This is a genomic window from Lactiplantibacillus garii (genome assembly GCF_003885105.1).
GTDB classification, from domain to species: domain Bacteria; phylum Bacillota; class Bacilli; order Lactobacillales; family Lactobacillaceae; genus Lactiplantibacillus; species Lactiplantibacillus garii.
Window position 1 is genome coordinate 1 of the sequence record NZ_QWZQ01000036.1, and the last position, 15812, is coordinate 15812.

19 protein-coding genes are annotated in these 15812 nt (G+C 51.6%); 4 read left to right on the forward strand and 15 right to left on the reverse strand.

Annotated features, from left to right (window positions below):
- Positions 1 to 141: 141 nt before the first annotated feature.
- From D1831_RS10205 to D1831_RS10270, 14 genes are all read right to left on the reverse strand, one after another.
- Positions 142 to 1482, reverse strand: coding sequence for a replication-associated recombination protein A (locus D1831_RS10205; protein ID WP_125072841.1), 1341 nt, complete (start codon positions 1480 to 1482; stop codon positions 142 to 144).
- Between the two features lie 125 nt (positions 1483 to 1607).
- Entirely contained in the window at positions 1608 to 3044 is a 1437-nt protein-coding gene (gene gndA / locus D1831_RS10210) for an NADP-dependent phosphogluconate dehydrogenase (RefSeq protein ID WP_125072842.1), read from the reverse strand.
- Between the two features lie 194 nt (positions 3045 to 3238).
- Positions 3239 to 4174 (reverse strand): aldo/keto reductase, encoded by a 936-nt coding sequence (locus D1831_RS10215; protein WP_125072843.1) that lies wholly within the window; start codon positions 4172 to 4174, stop codon positions 3239 to 3241.
- 144 nt (positions 4175 to 4318) lie between these two features.
- Complete coding sequence (locus D1831_RS10220) at positions 4319 to 5227, reverse strand: hypothetical protein (protein ID WP_125072844.1); 909 nt, start codon at positions 5225 to 5227, stop codon at positions 4319 to 4321.
- A 208-nt stretch (positions 5228 to 5435) separates the two neighbouring features.
- The gene (rpmF, locus tag D1831_RS10225) at positions 5436 to 5615 is read right to left on the reverse strand and encodes a 50S ribosomal protein L32 (RefSeq protein ID WP_125072845.1); all 180 of its coding nucleotides are present in this window, start codon (positions 5613 to 5615) and stop codon (positions 5436 to 5438) included.
- Positions 5616 to 5675: 60 nt separating this feature from the next.
- Positions 5676 to 6230 (reverse strand): YceD family protein, encoded by a 555-nt coding sequence (locus D1831_RS10230; RefSeq protein ID WP_125072846.1) that lies wholly within the window; start codon positions 6228 to 6230, stop codon positions 5676 to 5678.
- Between the two features lie 138 nt (positions 6231 to 6368).
- Complete coding sequence (locus D1831_RS10235; RefSeq protein ID WP_125072847.1) at positions 6369 to 7502, reverse strand: nucleotidyltransferase; 1134 nt, start codon at positions 7500 to 7502, stop codon at positions 6369 to 6371.
- 20 nt (positions 7503 to 7522) lie between these two features.
- On the reverse strand, positions 7523 to 8257 hold the full coding sequence (locus D1831_RS10240) for a class I SAM-dependent DNA methyltransferase (protein ID WP_125072848.1): 735 nt from the start codon (positions 8255 to 8257) through the stop codon (positions 7523 to 7525).
- Positions 8257 to 8613 carry a ribosome silencing factor gene (rsfS, locus tag D1831_RS10245; RefSeq protein WP_125072849.1) on the reverse strand — a complete coding sequence of 119 codons (357 nt, stop codon included), beginning with the start codon at positions 8611 to 8613 and terminating at the stop codon, positions 8257 to 8259. The genes D1831_RS10240 and rsfS overlap by 1 nt, the downstream gene beginning before the upstream one ends.
- Before the next feature lie 20 nt (positions 8614 to 8633).
- Positions 8634 to 9251 carry a bis(5'-nucleosyl)-tetraphosphatase (symmetrical) YqeK gene (gene yqeK, locus D1831_RS10250; RefSeq protein WP_125072850.1) on the reverse strand — a complete coding sequence of 206 codons (618 nt, stop codon included), beginning with the start codon at positions 9249 to 9251 and terminating at the stop codon, positions 8634 to 8636.
- Positions 9235 to 9870 carry a nicotinate-nucleotide adenylyltransferase gene (locus D1831_RS10255; RefSeq protein WP_125072851.1) on the reverse strand — a complete coding sequence of 212 codons (636 nt, stop codon included), beginning with the start codon at positions 9868 to 9870 and terminating at the stop codon, positions 9235 to 9237. The genes yqeK and D1831_RS10255 overlap by 17 nt, the downstream gene beginning before the upstream one ends.
- A gap of 13 nt (positions 9871 to 9883) precedes the next feature.
- A complete protein-coding gene (yhbY, locus tag D1831_RS10260) occupies positions 9884 to 10198 on the reverse strand; it encodes a ribosome assembly RNA-binding protein YhbY (RefSeq protein WP_125072852.1) in 315 nt (104 codons plus the stop codon).
- 15 nt (positions 10199 to 10213) lie between these two features.
- Positions 10214 to 11350 carry a ribosome biogenesis GTPase YqeH gene (gene yqeH / locus D1831_RS10265; protein WP_125072853.1) on the reverse strand — a complete coding sequence of 379 codons (1137 nt, stop codon included), beginning with the start codon at positions 11348 to 11350 and terminating at the stop codon, positions 10214 to 10216.
- A complete protein-coding gene (locus tag D1831_RS10270; RefSeq protein WP_125072854.1) occupies positions 11350 to 11877 on the reverse strand; it encodes a YqeG family HAD IIIA-type phosphatase in 528 nt (175 codons plus the stop codon). The genes yqeH and D1831_RS10270 overlap by 1 nt, the downstream gene beginning before the upstream one ends.
- A gap of 359 nt (positions 11878 to 12236) precedes the next feature.
- On the opposite strand from D1831_RS10270, the gene D1831_RS10275 reads away from it, so the two are divergent.
- The 4 genes from D1831_RS10275 (at position 12237) to D1831_RS10290 (ending at position 15167) form a co-directional block, all read left to right on the forward strand.
- Entirely contained in the window at positions 12237 to 12719 is a 483-nt protein-coding gene (locus tag D1831_RS10275; RefSeq protein WP_125072855.1) for a hypothetical protein, read from the forward strand.
- A gap of 3 nt (positions 12720 to 12722) precedes the next feature.
- Positions 12723 to 14033 (forward strand): glycosyltransferase family 2 protein, encoded by a 1311-nt coding sequence (locus D1831_RS10280; protein ID WP_125072856.1) that lies wholly within the window; start codon positions 12723 to 12725, stop codon positions 14031 to 14033.
- 186 nt (positions 14034 to 14219) lie between these two features.
- Positions 14220 to 14561, forward strand: coding sequence for a ribonuclease G (locus tag D1831_RS10285; protein WP_125072857.1), 342 nt, complete (start codon positions 14220 to 14222; stop codon positions 14559 to 14561).
- A gap of 270 nt (positions 14562 to 14831) precedes the next feature.
- Complete coding sequence (locus tag D1831_RS10290) at positions 14832 to 15167, forward strand: TM2 domain-containing protein (RefSeq protein ID WP_125072858.1); 336 nt, start codon at positions 14832 to 14834, stop codon at positions 15165 to 15167.
- A 71-nt stretch (positions 15168 to 15238) separates the two neighbouring features.
- Here D1831_RS10290 and D1831_RS10295 read toward each other — a convergent pair whose 3' ends face one another.
- Positions 15239 to 15805 (reverse strand): helix-turn-helix domain-containing protein, encoded by a 567-nt coding sequence (locus D1831_RS10295; RefSeq protein ID WP_125072859.1) that lies wholly within the window; start codon positions 15803 to 15805, stop codon positions 15239 to 15241.
- Positions 15806 to 15812 lie beyond the last annotated feature (7 nt).

The window sequence follows — 15812 nt, forward strand, 5'->3', positions numbered from 1 at the left end:
CCCGGTTACTGGTAGTCATATTATACAACATGTTATTTTAACATGAATAAGCTAAATTTCATACACTAGAAATTTAGGCAATCCCTAATATAAATTTAATTTTACAAGGAAAACCTTAAATTTCAATTTATTTGAACCAAGCTACAACCCACCGTTGGGGCGCGGGTGTTCCGCGTGCCAGCGCTTAATGGCGGCCAAGCGCCGCTGCCAAGCCTGCTCCTGACCCTGGTCGGTCGGCTGGTAGTAAGTATGCCCGGCTAGCTCCGGCGGCATCGTCTGCATATCAGTTAATTTATCGGCGGTGTCGTGGGCGTACTGGTAATGGTCCCCGTAACCGAGGTCCTTCATCAGCTTGGTCGGCGCGTTGCGGATCTGCAACGGGACCGGTAAGTTGCCGGTCGCCTTCACGTCGGCCTGGGCCTTGGATAACGCCGCGTACAGCGCGTTGGACTTCGGTGCGAGCGCCAAGTAGGTGACGGCTTCCGTCAAGTTCACGTTACACTCCGGCATCCCGATCAGTTGGCAAGCCTGATAAGCCGCCACCGTCAGCGGTAGCGCCTGCCGGTCGGCTAACCCGACGTCCTCACTGGCAAACCGGATCAACCGGCGCGCAATGTAGAGCGGGTCCTCCCCGCCGGCCAGCATCCGCGTTAACCAGTAAATGGCGGCGTCGACGTCGCTGTTGCGCATCGACTTGTGCAGCGCGGAAATAACGTTGTAGTGCTCTTCCCCGTTCTTGTCGTAGCGCAGCGACTTGGTATTGATCAGTTGCGACAACCCGGTCGCCGTGACCGTGACGTGGTTGCCGTCGCGTTCCCCGTTTAAGACCGCCATCTCCAAGGTGTTCAGCGCCATCCGACCGTCCCCGTTGGCAAACTCGGCGATCAGTTGCAGCGTATCCGGCTGCAACGTGACCTTTAAGTCGGGAAAACCGTGCGGATTAGCTAACGCGGCGGTTAAGATTTCTACCAGGGCGGTCGTCGATAATTCTTTTAACACCAACACTTTACACCGGGACAGTAACGCGGCGTTGATCTCAAACGACGGGTTCTCGGTGGTCGCCCCGATCAACGTAATGCTGCCGCGTTCGACGTACGGTAAAAAGGCGTCCTGCTGGGCCTTGTTAAAACGGTGAATTTCGTCGATGAACACGATGGTCTTGTCGCCGAAGTCGCGGTTGGCTTCGGCCTCGTCCATAATTTTACGGATCTCCTTAATTCCACTGGTGACGGCACTAAAGGTAATGAAGTGCGCGTCGGTCTGCTGAGCAATAATTTCGGCTAACGTGGTTTTACCCACACCCGGCGGCCCCCAGAAAATGAGTGACGGCAACTGGTCTTCGGCGATCAACTGTCGCAAAAGTTTGCCCGGTCCCAGTAAGTGGTCCTGGCCCTTAAAGCCGTCCAAAGTCGTTGGCCGCACCCGGTACGCCAACGGACTGCTGGCCGCGTGCTCCGGGTTAAAAAGTGATTCTTGTCGCATAGGGCACCCCCGTCCTTGATTAACTCGTTAGTTCTATTTTATCACGAACGTACGTTCTGTACAAAAATGCCCCACAAAAAAAGCCCCCGCAAAGCGGCGACTTTTTCATCAACGTTAGTGTCTGTTTATTGTTCTTCGTACCAAGTGTAGTGGAAGTTACCGTCACGGTCGGTCCGTTCGTAGGTGTGGGCACCAAAGTAGTCCCGTTGTGCTTGAAGTAAGTTGGCGGGTAAAACTTCGGCCCGGTATGAATCGTAGTACGAAATGGCAGCGCTAAAGGCTGGCATTGGTACGCCGGCTTGGATAGCCAAGCTCAAAACGTCACGGGTGGATTGTTGGTACTTCGCCGCGATGTCGGCAAAGTAGTCGTCCATCAACAAGTTGTCCAAATCAGGCTTCTTGTCGAAGGCGTCGGTGATGTTTTGTAAGAATTGGGCCCGGATAATGCACCCGGCACGCCAGATCTGTGCTAATTCACCGAACTTCAAGTCCCAGTCGTAGTGCTTGGAAGCAAACCGGAGTTGTTCGAAGCCTTGGGCGTAACTCATGATCTTGCTGAAGTAGAGGGCTTGGCGAATCTTTTCAACCAATTCTTCCTTGGCTGGCAACTTAACGTCGGCCTTTGGACCTTGCAACTTCTTGGAAGCGGCGACCCGTTCGTTCTTCATCATGGAAATGTAACGCGCGTAAACGGCTTCGGTGATTACGGATTGTGGCACTTGGATGTTCAACGCATCTTCGGAACTCCACTTACCAGTCCCCTTGTTGTTCCCACGGTCTAAGATCATATCCACGATCGGCTTAGTCTTGTCGGCGCCTAAATCATCCTTACGGGATAAAATGTCGGCGGTGATTTCAACTAAGTAACTGCTTAATTCACCCTTGTTCCAGTCGGTAAAGACGTCGGACATTTCGTCCACGGATAAACCAGCAACGTTACGCATCACGTTGTAACTTTCGTCGATCAGCTCTTCATCACCGTATTCGATCCCGTTGTGGACCATCTTAACGTAGTGACCCGCACCGTTGGGGCCGATGTAAGTGACACACGGTGCGCCGTCTTGGGGCGCCTTAGCCGCGATCTTTTCCAAGATTGGGGCAACTAAGTCGTAAGCTTCCTTTTGACCACCAGGCATCAAGGAAGGTCCTTGTAAGGCACCCAGTTCACCACCGGAAACTCCCATACCGATAAAGTTGATCCCAGACTTGTCCAAACGGGCGTTGCGGGCCATCGTGTCGTTAAAGTTGGTGTTCCCACCATCGATTAAAACGTCACCTTTATCTAATAATGGCAATAATTCGTCAATAACGGCGTCGGTTGGTTTGCCAGCCTTGACCATCATGATGATCCGCCGGGGTGTTTCCAGTGAAGCCACGAAGTCTTCGATCTTGTAACTTGGGACTAATTGCTTGTCGGCGTGGTCTTTTACGACCTTTTCCGTCTTAGAACCAGTCCGGTTAAAGATGGCGACCTTGTAGCCGCGACTTTCGATGTTTAACGCCAGGTTTTTACCCATGACGGCCATCCCAATAACACCAATTTGTGGTTTTTCGTTACTCATTAGTTAATAGCCTCCCAAATTTTATTACGCAACTATCGTACCAAAAAAAAGCGGTTTATTAAAGCAAATTGCCGTAAAACATAAAATTAATTTCATTTTTTACATTTTTTGAAGAAACTAATTTTCACTGTTTTAAAAAAATGACTAATATTATCGACTACCCTGATAATATTAGTCAGTTAATACGCACTTAATTATTTTTTAAAATCCGGTTCCCAGAAGCCGACCGTGTTGGCCTTGGTGCTGCCACCGACCGCGTCGAGTTGCGCCACTTCGTCCGCGGACAAGTGGGCGGCGGCGACTTGGGCGGCTTGGTCAACCTGCGCGACCTTGGTGACGCCGATAATTGGCAGCGCCCCCTTAGCAACGGCCCAGGCCATCGCGGTTTGCGCGGCACTGAGGTCGTGGTTAGCCCCAACGGTCGTTAACGTTTGCACTAAAGTCGTCAGTTGTGGTAACTGCTGGTTATAGACCTGCGCCCGCGAACTGGTGGCTGGGAAGGGGTGCTTGACGTCGTACTTCCCAGTCAGCGCGCCCTGTTCCAGCACCATGTAGGCGAAGAACGTCAGGCCGTTTTGCTTACAGTAATCCAGAATCCCTTCACGTTCCGAAGTCCGGTCCAGTAAACTAAAGTGGTTTTGCACGCCACTTAGTTTAAAGCCGGCCGCCCCCAGAATTGCTTGGACCCGTTTGATTTCGGGCAAGGTGTGGTTAGAAACGCCGACGTGCTTAACCTTCCCCGCTTGCAGGAGTGGGATTAACTTGGGCGTCCACTTTTCCACGTCGTCATCGTGGTGGATCCAGTAGTAGTCGAAGTAGTCGGTTTTGAGCCGTTCCGTACTCCCCTTAAACATGTCGCTGACCGGGTCTTCCCCGTCGTCGGCCATTCGGGGCGTAAACTTGGTGGAAATCAAAACGTCCTGGCGCGGCATCTTGCTAGTTAAATTTCCCAGAATTTTTTCAGCGTTCCCCTTGCTGTATGCGTAGGCGGTGTCAAAAAAGTTCAGTCCGTCCTTGATGGCTTCATCGTAAACGGCTTGAAAATGGGCTTCGTCGTAGTGGTTACCGAAGTAGTTATCGGTATCGCCCCACGCCCAGGTGCCTAAAACAATCTTTGGTGTTGCACTCATTTGTTAAATTCCTCCATAAAAATAGTTTTTTGAACACTACTTTTAGCTTAAGGCTAGTTGCGGCCAAGTGACCGGTGGAAAGGTTGATAAGGAAAGCTTGCTTCAAATTAAAAACGACCCATTTCTGAGTCGTTGAGAGTGAATCTATTTAGCTGCTTTAACCACTGCACTCTTCTTAGCGGACAGCGCGTGGTACGTGTAAGTCGTTTTACCATTCTTAACGTGCTTCGTCCGGTAAGCAGCCACGGCAGAAACCTTCTTGGCCGCCTTGCAGTTCTTCAGCGTCTTAGTAAAGTTACCGTTCTTAGTTAACTTAGCGTGGCTCTTGCCCTTATAGTCGGTCAAAATCACGTACTTAGCGGCGTGTTTAGCCGCATGCTTCGTCGTAACCACCTTGCCGGTCACCTTAAGCGTTTTAGCGGTTTTGCTGGCGCTTAGTTGGCTGACTTGGTAGCCGTACTTCACCTTGGTGTAAGTTGGCAACGTTACGTTGTTGACGGCGTACTGGGCGTTCTTGGCGTTCATCCCTAACCGGATGCGCTTCATGTTAGCCTTGTAGCCGGCCAACTTAGGCGTTTTAATGGTAAAGGTCGTCCCTGGAACCGCCTTGACCTTCAACGTCTTAGCAAACAGCCCGTTGCGGTAGATCAAAACGTGGGCGGTTCTTTTCACGGCCTTGCTCGACTTCTGACTGGCGGCACTGACCACCTTGTAGTAGTGCAAATCAAAGTAACTCGGCTGGTCGACTGGTACGATCGTCGCCTTGCCGTTTTTCTTGACCGCCTTAAACGAGTACGTCCCGTTGTTGGCCACGTAACCCTTAATTTTTGGCACCTGCACGTCAACGCTGGCGCCGCCAACTTGGGCGGTCACGTTTTTAAAGACGACGCTGCTCTTGGACAGCCCCTTTAACGTTTTAACGGTCACGTCCCGTGTAATCGTTTGCTTAGTTGCCGCCTGGGCGGTAACGGCGGAGCCACCCACGAAACCAGCCGCACTGGCTAGCGTGACGCCCGCTAATAAACTCGTCATTAAGCGATTAATTTTTTTCATTTTATTCCCCGACCTTCCCCTTGGTCAATTTCACCAATTTTTACATAACAACCTTATTATAGTAAGTTCTAAGCCGCTTGTATATAAAAAGATTGATAATTAACGGCACAAAAAAACTCGCCGAAGCGAGTTTTTAAAGATCGTTGTTTGGTAAAGAAAGGCAACATGCGCCATGGCCGCAATGCCGCTTTTCATCAACTAATCGAAATTAGTTGTTTACTTTAACGACTTGCTTGCCGTTGTAGAAACCACAACTTGGGCAAACACGGTGAGATACACGTAATTCACCACAATTTGGGCATGGTGCCAAATTAGGAGTAGCCAATTTAATATGACCACGACGGTTGCGTTTACGCATCTTGGATGTTCTTCTTGCTGGTACAGCCATCAACCTACACCTCCTTCAAAGTGTATTCACAATAATGTGAGTTTTGATACGCTCGGCGAACTAATCCTTGTCTTCCTGATCAGGGAACAGGTCTTTTAGTTTCGCCAAACGCGGATCAACAGTTTTAAGTTCTGCAGCTTGGTTGGCAAGGTCGTCTTCACTTAAGACTTCCCACCCTTTACCAGTTGGCAAGGGCTCGCCGTTTAACTCAGCTTCAGAAAGAATCTGCATGGGGATGTGAATTAAAATGTTATCCTCTACAGCGACGTCAAAATCGAGAATATCGTCTTCCGGTAAAATAATCACCGTATCCTGCTCCTCATCAAACCGGCTTAAGTCGGTTCCTTCGGGCACGTAATATTCCGTCATTTGAAAGGCCAGCGGAACTGCCACCGGCGTCAGCGACCGGCTGGACGGCAACGTTAAGGTTGCTTCCACGGTCGCCGAGATCAAAACGCTATCCTTATCAGAAGTGACGAGCCCCTTCACGTGAACGGGCTGCACGTCGATAATTTCCGGATAACGCATCATCAGGGGATGTTTTAAGTCCAACGCTTCATCAAACTGAAGTGGTGCTTCACGGGTGCTTTTCAGCTGTGAAAGTGACCATTTCATTTAAAAACCTCCTAATGCAACGTGATAAATTATACCTGTGTGAAAATCCTTTGTCAATGTTTTTTCCTTGACAGCTTAAAATGCCCGCCAACGTTCACTACTCTATCAAGAAAGCGCCCGCGGGTCAACCATGCCGCTTTAAAGTCGCCACGGTTGGCGGTACAAGTCCTGCGAAGCCCCGTTGACCAGCTGGTAGACCCGGCCGGCCCGGTAATCTAAGTTGAGCCCGTGTAAACGCAAGTCCTTATTGATCTTCGTGTACAGCGGCACCGGTAAATCCTTTTTGACCTGGTGCAAGTAGGCTTGCCCGGTCGCGTTAAATCCTAACAAACGCACGTAGTTATGCGCTTGGGCGGTTTGGACCTCCCGCTGGGTCAGCTGAAGCAGCGCGGCGGTCGCGACCCGTTGCAAGCGGGTGTACGTGTACCGTTTGGATTTGACCTGGTGCAAAAAGTCAGTAAAGCTGGTCGCGGTCTGCGCCTTTTCTCGCATCCGGTATTCCAGTCCCTCCGCCATCTGGTCGTACTGGCCGCTCTGCGCGACGTTGACCGTTAACAGCTGGTACTGTAAGAACGGCCAAAAATCGTCCCAGCATTGCAAGCGTTGGGTTTGCAACTGGATCAGCGTGGACGCCGGCACGACCGGTTCAATGGCCACCCAGTCCCGTTTAAAGGCGGCGGCCCGCACGGCGGTCCCGCTGGCAAAGTGACTGTCGGCAATTTTCTCTTCACCGTGAGCGACCCGTTGACGTTTGATCGGCAATAGCTGCATCGGGTGCGCCAAGTGGTGGTTGGCCACGTAGTAACAAAAACCGAGCATGTCGTTGGCGTGGGTCAGCGTGACCCCGGTCGCCGCTTTGAGCGCGGCGTTGAACTGGGTCGCGTAAGTGGCGTTGTAGTGGCTGAAGTCCCCGCTAGCCCCCGCTAAAGCCGTCGCTAAGCGGCCAAAGTCCAATTCGGGGTGCTCGGCCCCGAAGACCAGCTGCGCCACGCCCAGCGCGCTCAAAAGTTCCACGCCCCCGCGGGCAAACAGGTGGGCCGGTTGGGTCGCGTAAAAGACGGGCAGTTCCACGACCAGGTCGGCCCCGGCTTGCAAGGCCAGTTTGGCGCGGGTCCACTTATCCAAAATAGCGGGTTCGCCGCGTTGCAGCCAGTTGCCGCTCATGACGACCACCGTGCAGTCGGCGTCAGTCAGGCGCTTAGCCGTTTCTAGGTGGTAGCGGTGACCGTTATGCAGCGGGTTGTATTCAGTTATCAGTCCCACGGCGTGCATCGCGGACACCCCCTACTCAATTATTTTTGACACGTAAAGAACCAGCGCGTCGTTTGCGCGTCCGGCGCCGTTTGCCCAAAGTCGGCCGTGACCCGCACGTGCTTAAAACCAGCGGCGGCCAGCGCTTGCTGGTAGTCGGCCAAGTCGTAAGTCCGTTCGTGGTGTAACTCACTGACTTCGTCAAAGGCGTCCTTATCTTCGTTATAAATAAAAAACGTTAAATCGTGTTCGGCACTGTGCCCGACTTCCCCGGCGTAACTGGTCCATAAAAAGGCCCGGTCTTCGTCACGGTAGTTGTACATGTACCCCGGGTAAACGTCGTCGGTTTGGTGCGGGGTGATCACGTCAAACAGGAAGGTGCCGTCCGGCGTCAGGTGTTGGGCGACCTGGGTAAACGCCTTTTGCACGGTGGTTAAGTCCGGCAAGTAGCAAAACGAGTCGGCAAAACAGGTCACCGCGTCAAAGGTCCCGATTTCGGATAGATCGAGCATGTCGCCTTGCAGCAGCGGCAACGTGACCGCCGCTTGCTCAGCGTGTTCCTCCGCTAGGGCCAGCATGTTATCCGACAAGTCTAAGCCGGTCACGTGGTACCCGTCCTGCGCCAGTAAAACGCCGAGACGACCGGTCCCACACGCCAGTTCCAATAACTGACCCGCTTGAGTTGGAATTTCACGACGCACAAAATCCAGCCACTGTGCGTACATGGCTGGATCAAAAAGTTCGTCGTAAAGTTCGGCAAACGTTTGGTAGATCACTAGGCGTTGACCCACTTTTGGACGTCAACTAACGGCGCGTCGGACCACAGCTTTTCTAAGTTGTAGTGGGCCCGGGCGTCTTTTTGGAAGACGTGCACGATCACGTCGCCACAGTCGATCAAGATCCATTCACCGGCCGTCCGTCCTTCAACGCTCTTAACGTCGGAACCGGCCTTGCGGATAAATTCAACCACGTTGTCGGCAATCGCCTGAACTTGGCGTTTGGAGTCGGCTGAAACCAACATAAAGTAGTCGGCCATCAAGCTGACTTGGGCGACGTCCAACGCGACGATGTCTTCACCGCGTTTGTCGTCAGCGGCCTCAACGGTTAATTGTAAAAGTTCTTTGCTTTCCATGTAATGCTCCCTTAAATAATTTATTTATGATAAAGTGCCGGCACCTGCCCGACCCACGCGTTATAAGTTGCCAACGTCTGTGGGTAGACCGGGGCGCCCTTTTGCACGAGGTAGTCCAAGGTGTGCTGGATCTGGTAACGCACCCCGTCCGCCAAAGACTGCTTGGTTAACTTGCGGGCGTCGTCCACGCCCGGAAAATCGCGGGCCGGTTCAATGAAGTCGGCCATGAAAACGATCTGTTCGAGCTTGGTCATATACGGCGCGCCCACGGTGTGTAAGCGGACCGCGTTTAAAATGGCTTCGTTGTAAATGTTAAGCTCGGTTTTAAGCAGTTCGGCCCCGACGTACCCGTGCCAAACCCCGTTGCCGTAGGAGACCAGGTTCGGGTCCATCCGGTGGGATTTGATCAGGTCGATAAAGGTCTCCGCGGGCCGCTGCTTGGCGTAGTCGTGTAACAGCCCGGCAATGCCGGCTAATTCCACGTCGACACCGTTCGCCTTGGCGAGTTTACGGGCGGTCGTTTCCACCCGCAAACAGTGCTGGTAACGCTTATCGGTCAACTGGGCCGCCACTTTGGCCATTAAGGCTTCGTGGGTGTACGGCACGAGGTGTTCCTGGTACTCAATTACTTTGCTCATAAAGATGATGCTCCTCAATATAAGCGGCCACCGCGTCCGGTACCAAGTAGCGGACCGTGTGACCGTGGCTGATTTTTTTACGGATCTGCGTGGAACTGATATCGATCAGCGGCGCGTCGACCCAGATCACCGGGTACTGACTGGTCGTCGGGTAACCTGTCCGCTTAATGCCGACAAAGGTCACCAACTTAACTAAGTCGTTGATCCGGTACCACGTATGCAAGTAGTCGACCATGTCGCCCCCGATAATGAAGTAGTACTGGGTATCGGGGTGTTGGGCCTTTAAGGCCTTAATGGTGTCGTAGGAGTAACTTTTGCCGCCCCGTTTGATCTCGGCCGTTTCGAGGCGAAACAGCGGGTTATCGGCAATCGCCGCTTGCACCATGTTGACCCGGTCGACCGCCGGGATGGTCTTTTTTTCATCCACGTGCGGCGGCTGAGCGTCCGGCATAAAGCGGACCTCGTCCAAACCTAACTGGTCGCCAACCTGCTGTGCCATAATCAAATGACCCAAATGCGGTGGGTTAAACGTGCCACCTAAAAGGCCAACGCGCCGGTGCGGTAAAGCCGTCACCGTTTCCGTCAGCACCTTTGTCGCTGTTTGATTAACCGTGTGCACCCGTGATTCCTCCCTACAACTTATCGACTTCTAATGAATAGTGCTGGTCGTCTTCGTGACTAGCCGGCATGTATAACACTAAGACCCGCCCGATCGTTTGCACGACCGTGATCGACGTGTTTTCTTCGATGGCCGCCTTTACTTCGGCGGTCGTCACGTCGGCGTTTTGTAAAATGTTGACTTTGATCAGTTCGCGTTTATCCAACGCACCGACCAGTTGAGCCAACCATTCTTGACTTAACCCATTTTTACCCACGGCAAACAGCGGCCGCATGTTGTGGGCTTCGCCCCGTAAGTAGTGTTTCTGTTTTCCACGTAAATTTTCCATTAATTAATAAAGCTCCTATTTCTTATTGATCATCGCGGGCCGCGTTAACACGTCCACGCCCTTGGGTGCCCAGCCGGCGACCCGGGTATCGGCCGGAACCGTGACCCAGCCTAAGCCTTCAAACACCACGTCGCTCGTGGCGGTCGTCTTAAATTCGTGCCGGACTAACGGTGGGAAGTTTTTAACGGCGTCACCGGTTGGCGGCGTGATTAATTCCCCCACGTGCTTGGTGTAAAAGTTGTCGGCGTTTTCCGTCCGGGTCCGGTGCAGCGGCAAGTTGTTATCCACGTAGACCGTGCCGGCCGGCTTGATGGTATCGATAATGTCTAAGCGGGCCACCCCGCCCAAGAACAACGTTTGACCGTTGCCCAGCTGGTAACCCTTCGGTCGAATTTCCTTTTGCGGTGACACCAGCTTCAAATCGTCCCCGTTTAACACGTGAGCCATTTGTTCGGGATGGATGATTCCGGGCGTGTCGACCATCTTATGACCGTCGTCCAGCGGAATTTCAATTTTATCCAAGGTCGTGCCGGGGAAGCGCGACGTGGTGATCAGGTCCTTCAAGCCGGTATTGTTCGCAATGATCCGGTTGATCAGGGTCGATTTACCCACGTTGGTGACTCCCACGACGTACACGTCGCGGCCGCGACGGTACTTTTCAATTAGGGCCAGCAAGTCGTCGATCGCGTGACCCTTTTTGGCACTGGTCAACGCGACGTCGACCGGCTTAATGCCCTGGGCGCGCACCTGTTGGTTCATCCATTCACGCAGCTTCGTCCGCCGGAGCTGGCGTGGCAAAACGTCTTCCTTATTTCCGACCAGCAGGACCGGGTTGTCCCCAACGAAACGTTGGAGCCCCGGAATAATACTGCCGTTCAAGTCAAAGATGTCAACCACGTACACCACGAGCGCGTTGGCTTCCCGAATGGTCGCTAACAAGTGGCGGAAATCGTCGTCGCTTAACGCGACCGGCACGATTTCGTTGTAATGCCGTAACCGGAAGCAGCGCTGACAATAAAGGTCACGCGTGTCGCTCTCCAAAGCCTTGCGCAACGCACTGGCCGGGGTGTAACCCGCGGCGGTCGCGTCGGTAGTTTGAATGGCGGCTCCACAGCCGATACAATATAAAGTTTCCTGAGTTGTTTCACTCACTATTTAAGTTCCTCCTGAAAATGCATGTCTGGATAAACGTGTGCTAACCGTAACTTAATGAAGCGTTCAAAAAAGCGGTTGATACGGGTATTCCACGCGTCGGTCGTCACCAGCGGTTTAACTAAGATACTGTTCACGCCCGCCAAGTGGGCCGCCCACATGTCCGTGATGTACTGGTCCCCGACCATCACCACTTCGTCGCGCCGCAAGTTCAAATTGTGCCGCGCCTTCGCAATGCCCAGTGGTAACGGTTTGAGCGCCCGCGAAACGAACGGCAGCTCCAGCGTTGCTAACGCCTTGGCAATCCGGGGTTCCGAATTATTGGAAACCACGACTAACGGGATCCCCGCGTCTTGCAGCGCGTGCATCCACTTTTTGAGTTCCGGGGTACCGTCCGGATTATCCCAAGCAATCAGAGTGTTGTCGAGGTCGGCAAACACCGCTTTAATGCCCCGCGCGCGTAACTGCGCCGGCGTGACGTTGTAGATTGCTGGTATCATCCAAGTTGGTTTAAATTGCTTAATCATCGTTATCCCCTTCGCTTCTGCTGAATTATTGGTTCGAGGTCGCACCCCACTAGCCCCATTTTATCATACTAAAACCTTAAATACCGGCGCAAAAAGCCAGAACTGCCGGATAATCGCGACCAGGCCGCGATTTTTGGGTCATCATTATATATTAATTTGTTTTTATAAAATTAGCAACTGAAATTCACCCGCGCGACGTTACCCGGCTAGTTGGCTGAGCGCACGAACTACCCCATTTTTCCCAGTAATGCAAGTAAAACCTCTTGAAAATACGTTCACAAATTTTGACCAGTGCGTTATATTAACGGTGTACCTAGAAACGTTACTTAATTGTGACCCATAGAATAGGAGGTTTTTGCATGGAAAAGAAAGACGTCATGAAGCAGTACGTGACCGACAAGTACTTCTCCAAGGGCCACTGGTGGACCAAGATCTGGCAGACCCTGGTCGCCATCATTGGCTGGATCTGCGTGGCGATCCCGGTCTACTGGACGGTGTCGTCGACCGTGCTGGCGAATAACCAGCGGGTGATCCACGCTTGGAAGTACGAAGAAGGAAAGACCCTCTTTTACTTTTTTGACCGGTTCTTCATCATTGCATTCATTATTATTGCCATCGTGGTCATCATTTCCACGATTCATAATAACCACCGCGTCAAACAACACATTAGTAAGGAGATCCAGTACGACCAGGACGAGTTGGACATTCGCAAACGGCGGTTAAACGACTTTTATGGTCACCGTTTCGGCCAACAAACGTTCCGCCAACACGTCAAACACTACACCGTCGATCCCGAACAAAACTTGGAACCGGACGAAATTCATAAATTATACGAGGACTAGCTTATGGAAACTTTACAAGTTTTACAGCCGTTCGAAAGTGTCTGGAACTTCGTCTTACTACTACTGGTGTCCTACCCGATCCTGGGCGCGTTTGCCTGGTTCGTCGGCGTGTTGTGTTACCAGTTGCTTTACCGGCACCGGCACACCGACGACGTGGAGTTTAAGCCGCTCGCGGCTAAGGACCAGCCGCTGATCACCATCATGATCCCGGCACACAACGAAGAAGTCATGATCGAACACACCATCGACTACTTAATGACCAGTTTAAACTACGCCAACTACGAAGTGCTCGTCACCGACGACGGCTCGACCGACGACACGCCGGCCATTCTGGAACGCCTGCAAACGAAGTACGATAACTTGCGGGTCGTTACCATTACCAAAAATCAAGGGAAGGCCCACGCCTTTAACGTGGGGGTCGGTTTTGCCCGCGGCGAATTTATTTTGAGTAACGACGCCGATTCAATTCCCGAACCGGACGCCCTTTGGAAGTACATGAGTTACTTTTTGGGTGAAGAACACGCCAACACCGCCGCCGTTACGGCCAACATGGACGTGCAGAACCGCAGCGCCATCATCGCCAAGTCCCAGACTGTTGAATTTTCCAGCATCGTCGGCGTGATCAAACGCAGCCAGGTCAGCGCCCTCGGTAACATGTACGCCTACAGTGGCGCCAACACGATGTACCGCCGCGACGCCCTGATCGACGTCGGCCTGTTCCGGCAAGACCGCGCGACCGAAGACATCAGTATCGCCTGGGACCACCAGCTAAACGGCTGGACGACCGTCTTTTCACCGGACATCCTGTTTTACATGAACGTTCCCGAAAACTTAAAGGCCCTCTACCACCAGCGCAAACGCTGGGCTAAGGGGGGCACCGAAGTCTTACTGACCAACTTTAAGCGGGTCGTCAGCCATCCCGGTAAATACCTCAAACAGTGGGCCTTCATTACCGACCAAACGTTGAGTATCATCTGGGCGCTGTTCTTCTTTATTTCAACGATCATCTTTTTGATCTCGCTGGTGACCTTCGTTTTCACTGGCAATTACGAGCGGGTCTACCACATGTTCTGCATGGCCTTCATCTTCGTCACCTTCGAGATGTTCGCCGGCCTGCTTCAACTGTTGTCCGCGTTAGTCGTCGACGACCGCGGTCGCAAGTTGAAGTACCTGATTTTTATGCCGCTTTACATGCTGATCTACTGGCAGGTCAACGCCTTGGCGTTAGTGACAACGCTGATTCCCGCCATTAAAACCATCATGGGTTACGGCAGCGGGACCTGGGTCAGTCCCGAACGCAAACATACAACCTAAATTTAAAGCACTTTAAGGGATCACGGAATTTTGTTCCGGGTCCCTTTTTAGTACGCACCCGCCGTCAATTAGTTTAATTTCGTCTAATTGACTATTCAAGTCGCTGATAATTAGCTATACTAACAAAGGTTCGCCCGACCAAATGCTGACGTCGTAAAAAGCTGTTCTTTTTTGGAGGAATCATTTATGGAAGAAAACGGGAAACGCGTGCCGGACGAAGTCAAAGGCTGGAACTGGGGCGCGTTCATGTTCAGTTTTATCTGGGGGATCGGGAATAAAACGTACCTACCATTACTCACGTTAATTCCCGTCTTTAACATTGTCTGGGTCTTCGTTGTTGGTTTTAAGGGCAACGGTTGGGCTTGGCAAAAGGGGAACTATCAAGACGTGGAAACTTTTAAAGCGGTCCAAGCGACTTGGAACCGCGCCGGAATCGTGCAATTCATCATTGCCATCCTGATTGTCGTCCTGTACTTCACGGTCATCGCTACCGCCCTGACCGCCCTATTTGGGAACTACGACGTTTAACTTATCAAGCATTATCCGCCCGCTTCGTGGTAGCCCAGCTGCTTACGAAACGGGCTTTTTTGTTCGTCATTAGGACCCCACTCAATTAATATAATAAATTTTTACTGAGGACTGCCGCCCCCAAGTCGCCCGCCGCGCTTGTTTTTATAAGCAAAATTCTCACCAATCTATCCAAACACTTAATAATTTGCTACGCTAAACGAACTGCATTAGTTTAGCGACCAAATCCTGACGTCGATAAAAGCTGCGTACTTTGGGGGAATTATAATTATGGAACTGACGACTTTGCGTCGATTAACGAAAGAAGAATTGCAATTTGTCAAAAAGGAAGTCGACAGCCGGGCTAAGTCCCCGGTCGTCGCCTACTGTCTCTGGCTATTTTTTGGCCTGCTGGGTGGCCACCGCTATTATTTAAATAAATCCCGCAGCGCCGTTGTCATGACCGCCCTGTTGTTTATTTTTGGGGGGTTCACCGTCGGTTTGATCATTAGTGGGCTTTGGGCCCTGATCGACGTTTTTTTGATTTACCGCTGGTTGGCCCACGACAAACGAAACGTCGAGGACGCTACCGTACAAAACGTGTTGTTACGCCGGTCGTGGCGGTAATTGACTAACTATTAAAATCAGCGAAGGCGGCCACGTCTAAATAACGTGGTTGCCTTCGCTGATTATTTTAATTATGAATGACGGGTTTTTAATTCAGCGAGCGGTCGTGGCGCTGTTTCTTTCTCACGAGCGCGCGCTAATTTTTTAACCAGCCCATCAATATTAAGATGACTTCTATCGAGTTTCTCTTCAATTAAAGTATAGTGTTGATCTACTAGAGCTGCTAGGCTAAACGCGCTGCCAAAATATCTGAGTAAATTATCCTGAATCAACGATTGCAACCGCAATCCCCGCTCAATATCTGAGAGGGTACTATAGCTTATCCCTACAATGGCACTTGCTTCACGCAAATTCAAGTTTAAAGCGCGACGCTGCTTTTTGATCTCATCAGGGGTCAAAAAATGATATTTTTTCCGATACTGCGCGTAGTCAGCAATTAAGTTTTTATCCGGAAAATCAATTGGTTCTAACCAATTCTCCTCGTCATCAATTGGCTCCCCTTTCGGTACCCAATATTCATGTTGATTAACAAAACTTTCCGTTGCAATTTTAACCGACTCGTCGACAATAATGACATTAAAGCACTCCATTTTATGAGTGGTCTTATTTAGATGTTTCACATTTTTAACGATGCGCACGGCTCCC

Excerpts from the sequence above, each read along its gene's own strand:
- D1831_RS10205 (WP_125072841.1), bottom strand. The coding sequence starts at position 1,482 with ATGCGACAAGAATCACTTTTTAACCCGGAGCACGCGGCCAGCAGTCCG.
- gndA (WP_125072842.1), bottom strand. The coding sequence starts at position 3,044 with ATGAGTAACGAAAAACCACAAATTGGTGTTATTGGGATGGCCGTCATG.
- D1831_RS10215 (WP_125072843.1), bottom strand. The coding sequence starts at position 4,174 with ATGAGTGCAACACCAAAGATTGTTTTAGGCACCTGGGCGTGGGGCGAT.
- D1831_RS10220 (WP_125072844.1), bottom strand. The coding sequence starts at position 5,227 with ATGAAAAAAATTAATCGCTTAATGACGAGTTTATTAGCGGGCGTCACG.
- rpmF (WP_125072845.1), bottom strand. The coding sequence starts at position 5,615 with ATGGCTGTACCAGCAAGAAGAACATCCAAGATGCGTAAACGCAACCGT.
- D1831_RS10230 (WP_125072846.1), bottom strand. The coding sequence starts at position 6,230 with ATGAAATGGTCACTTTCACAGCTGAAAAGCACCCGTGAAGCACCACTT.
- D1831_RS10235 (WP_125072847.1), bottom strand. The coding sequence starts at position 7,502 with ATGCACGCCGTGGGACTGATAACTGAATACAACCCGCTGCATAACGGT.
- rsfS (WP_125072849.1), bottom strand. The coding sequence starts at position 8,613 with ATGGAAAGCAAAGAACTTTTACAATTAACCGTTGAGGCCGCTGACGAC.
- yqeK (WP_125072850.1), bottom strand. The coding sequence starts at position 9,251 with ATGAGCAAAGTAATTGAGTACCAGGAACACCTCGTGCCGTACACCCAC.
- yhbY (WP_125072852.1), bottom strand. The coding sequence starts at position 10,198 with ATGGAAAATTTACGTGGAAAACAGAAACACTACTTACGGGGCGAAGCC.
- D1831_RS10270 (WP_125072854.1), bottom strand. The coding sequence starts at position 11,877 with ATGATTAAGCAATTTAAACCAACTTGGATGATACCAGCAATCTACAAC.
- D1831_RS10275 (WP_125072855.1), top strand. The coding sequence starts at position 12,237 with ATGGAAAAGAAAGACGTCATGAAGCAGTACGTGACCGACAAGTACTTC.
- D1831_RS10280 (WP_125072856.1), top strand. The coding sequence starts at position 12,723 with ATGGAAACTTTACAAGTTTTACAGCCGTTCGAAAGTGTCTGGAACTTC.
- D1831_RS10285 (WP_125072857.1), top strand. The coding sequence starts at position 14,220 with ATGGAAGAAAACGGGAAACGCGTGCCGGACGAAGTCAAAGGCTGGAAC.
- D1831_RS10290 (WP_125072858.1), top strand. The coding sequence starts at position 14,832 with ATGGAACTGACGACTTTGCGTCGATTAACGAAAGAAGAATTGCAATTT.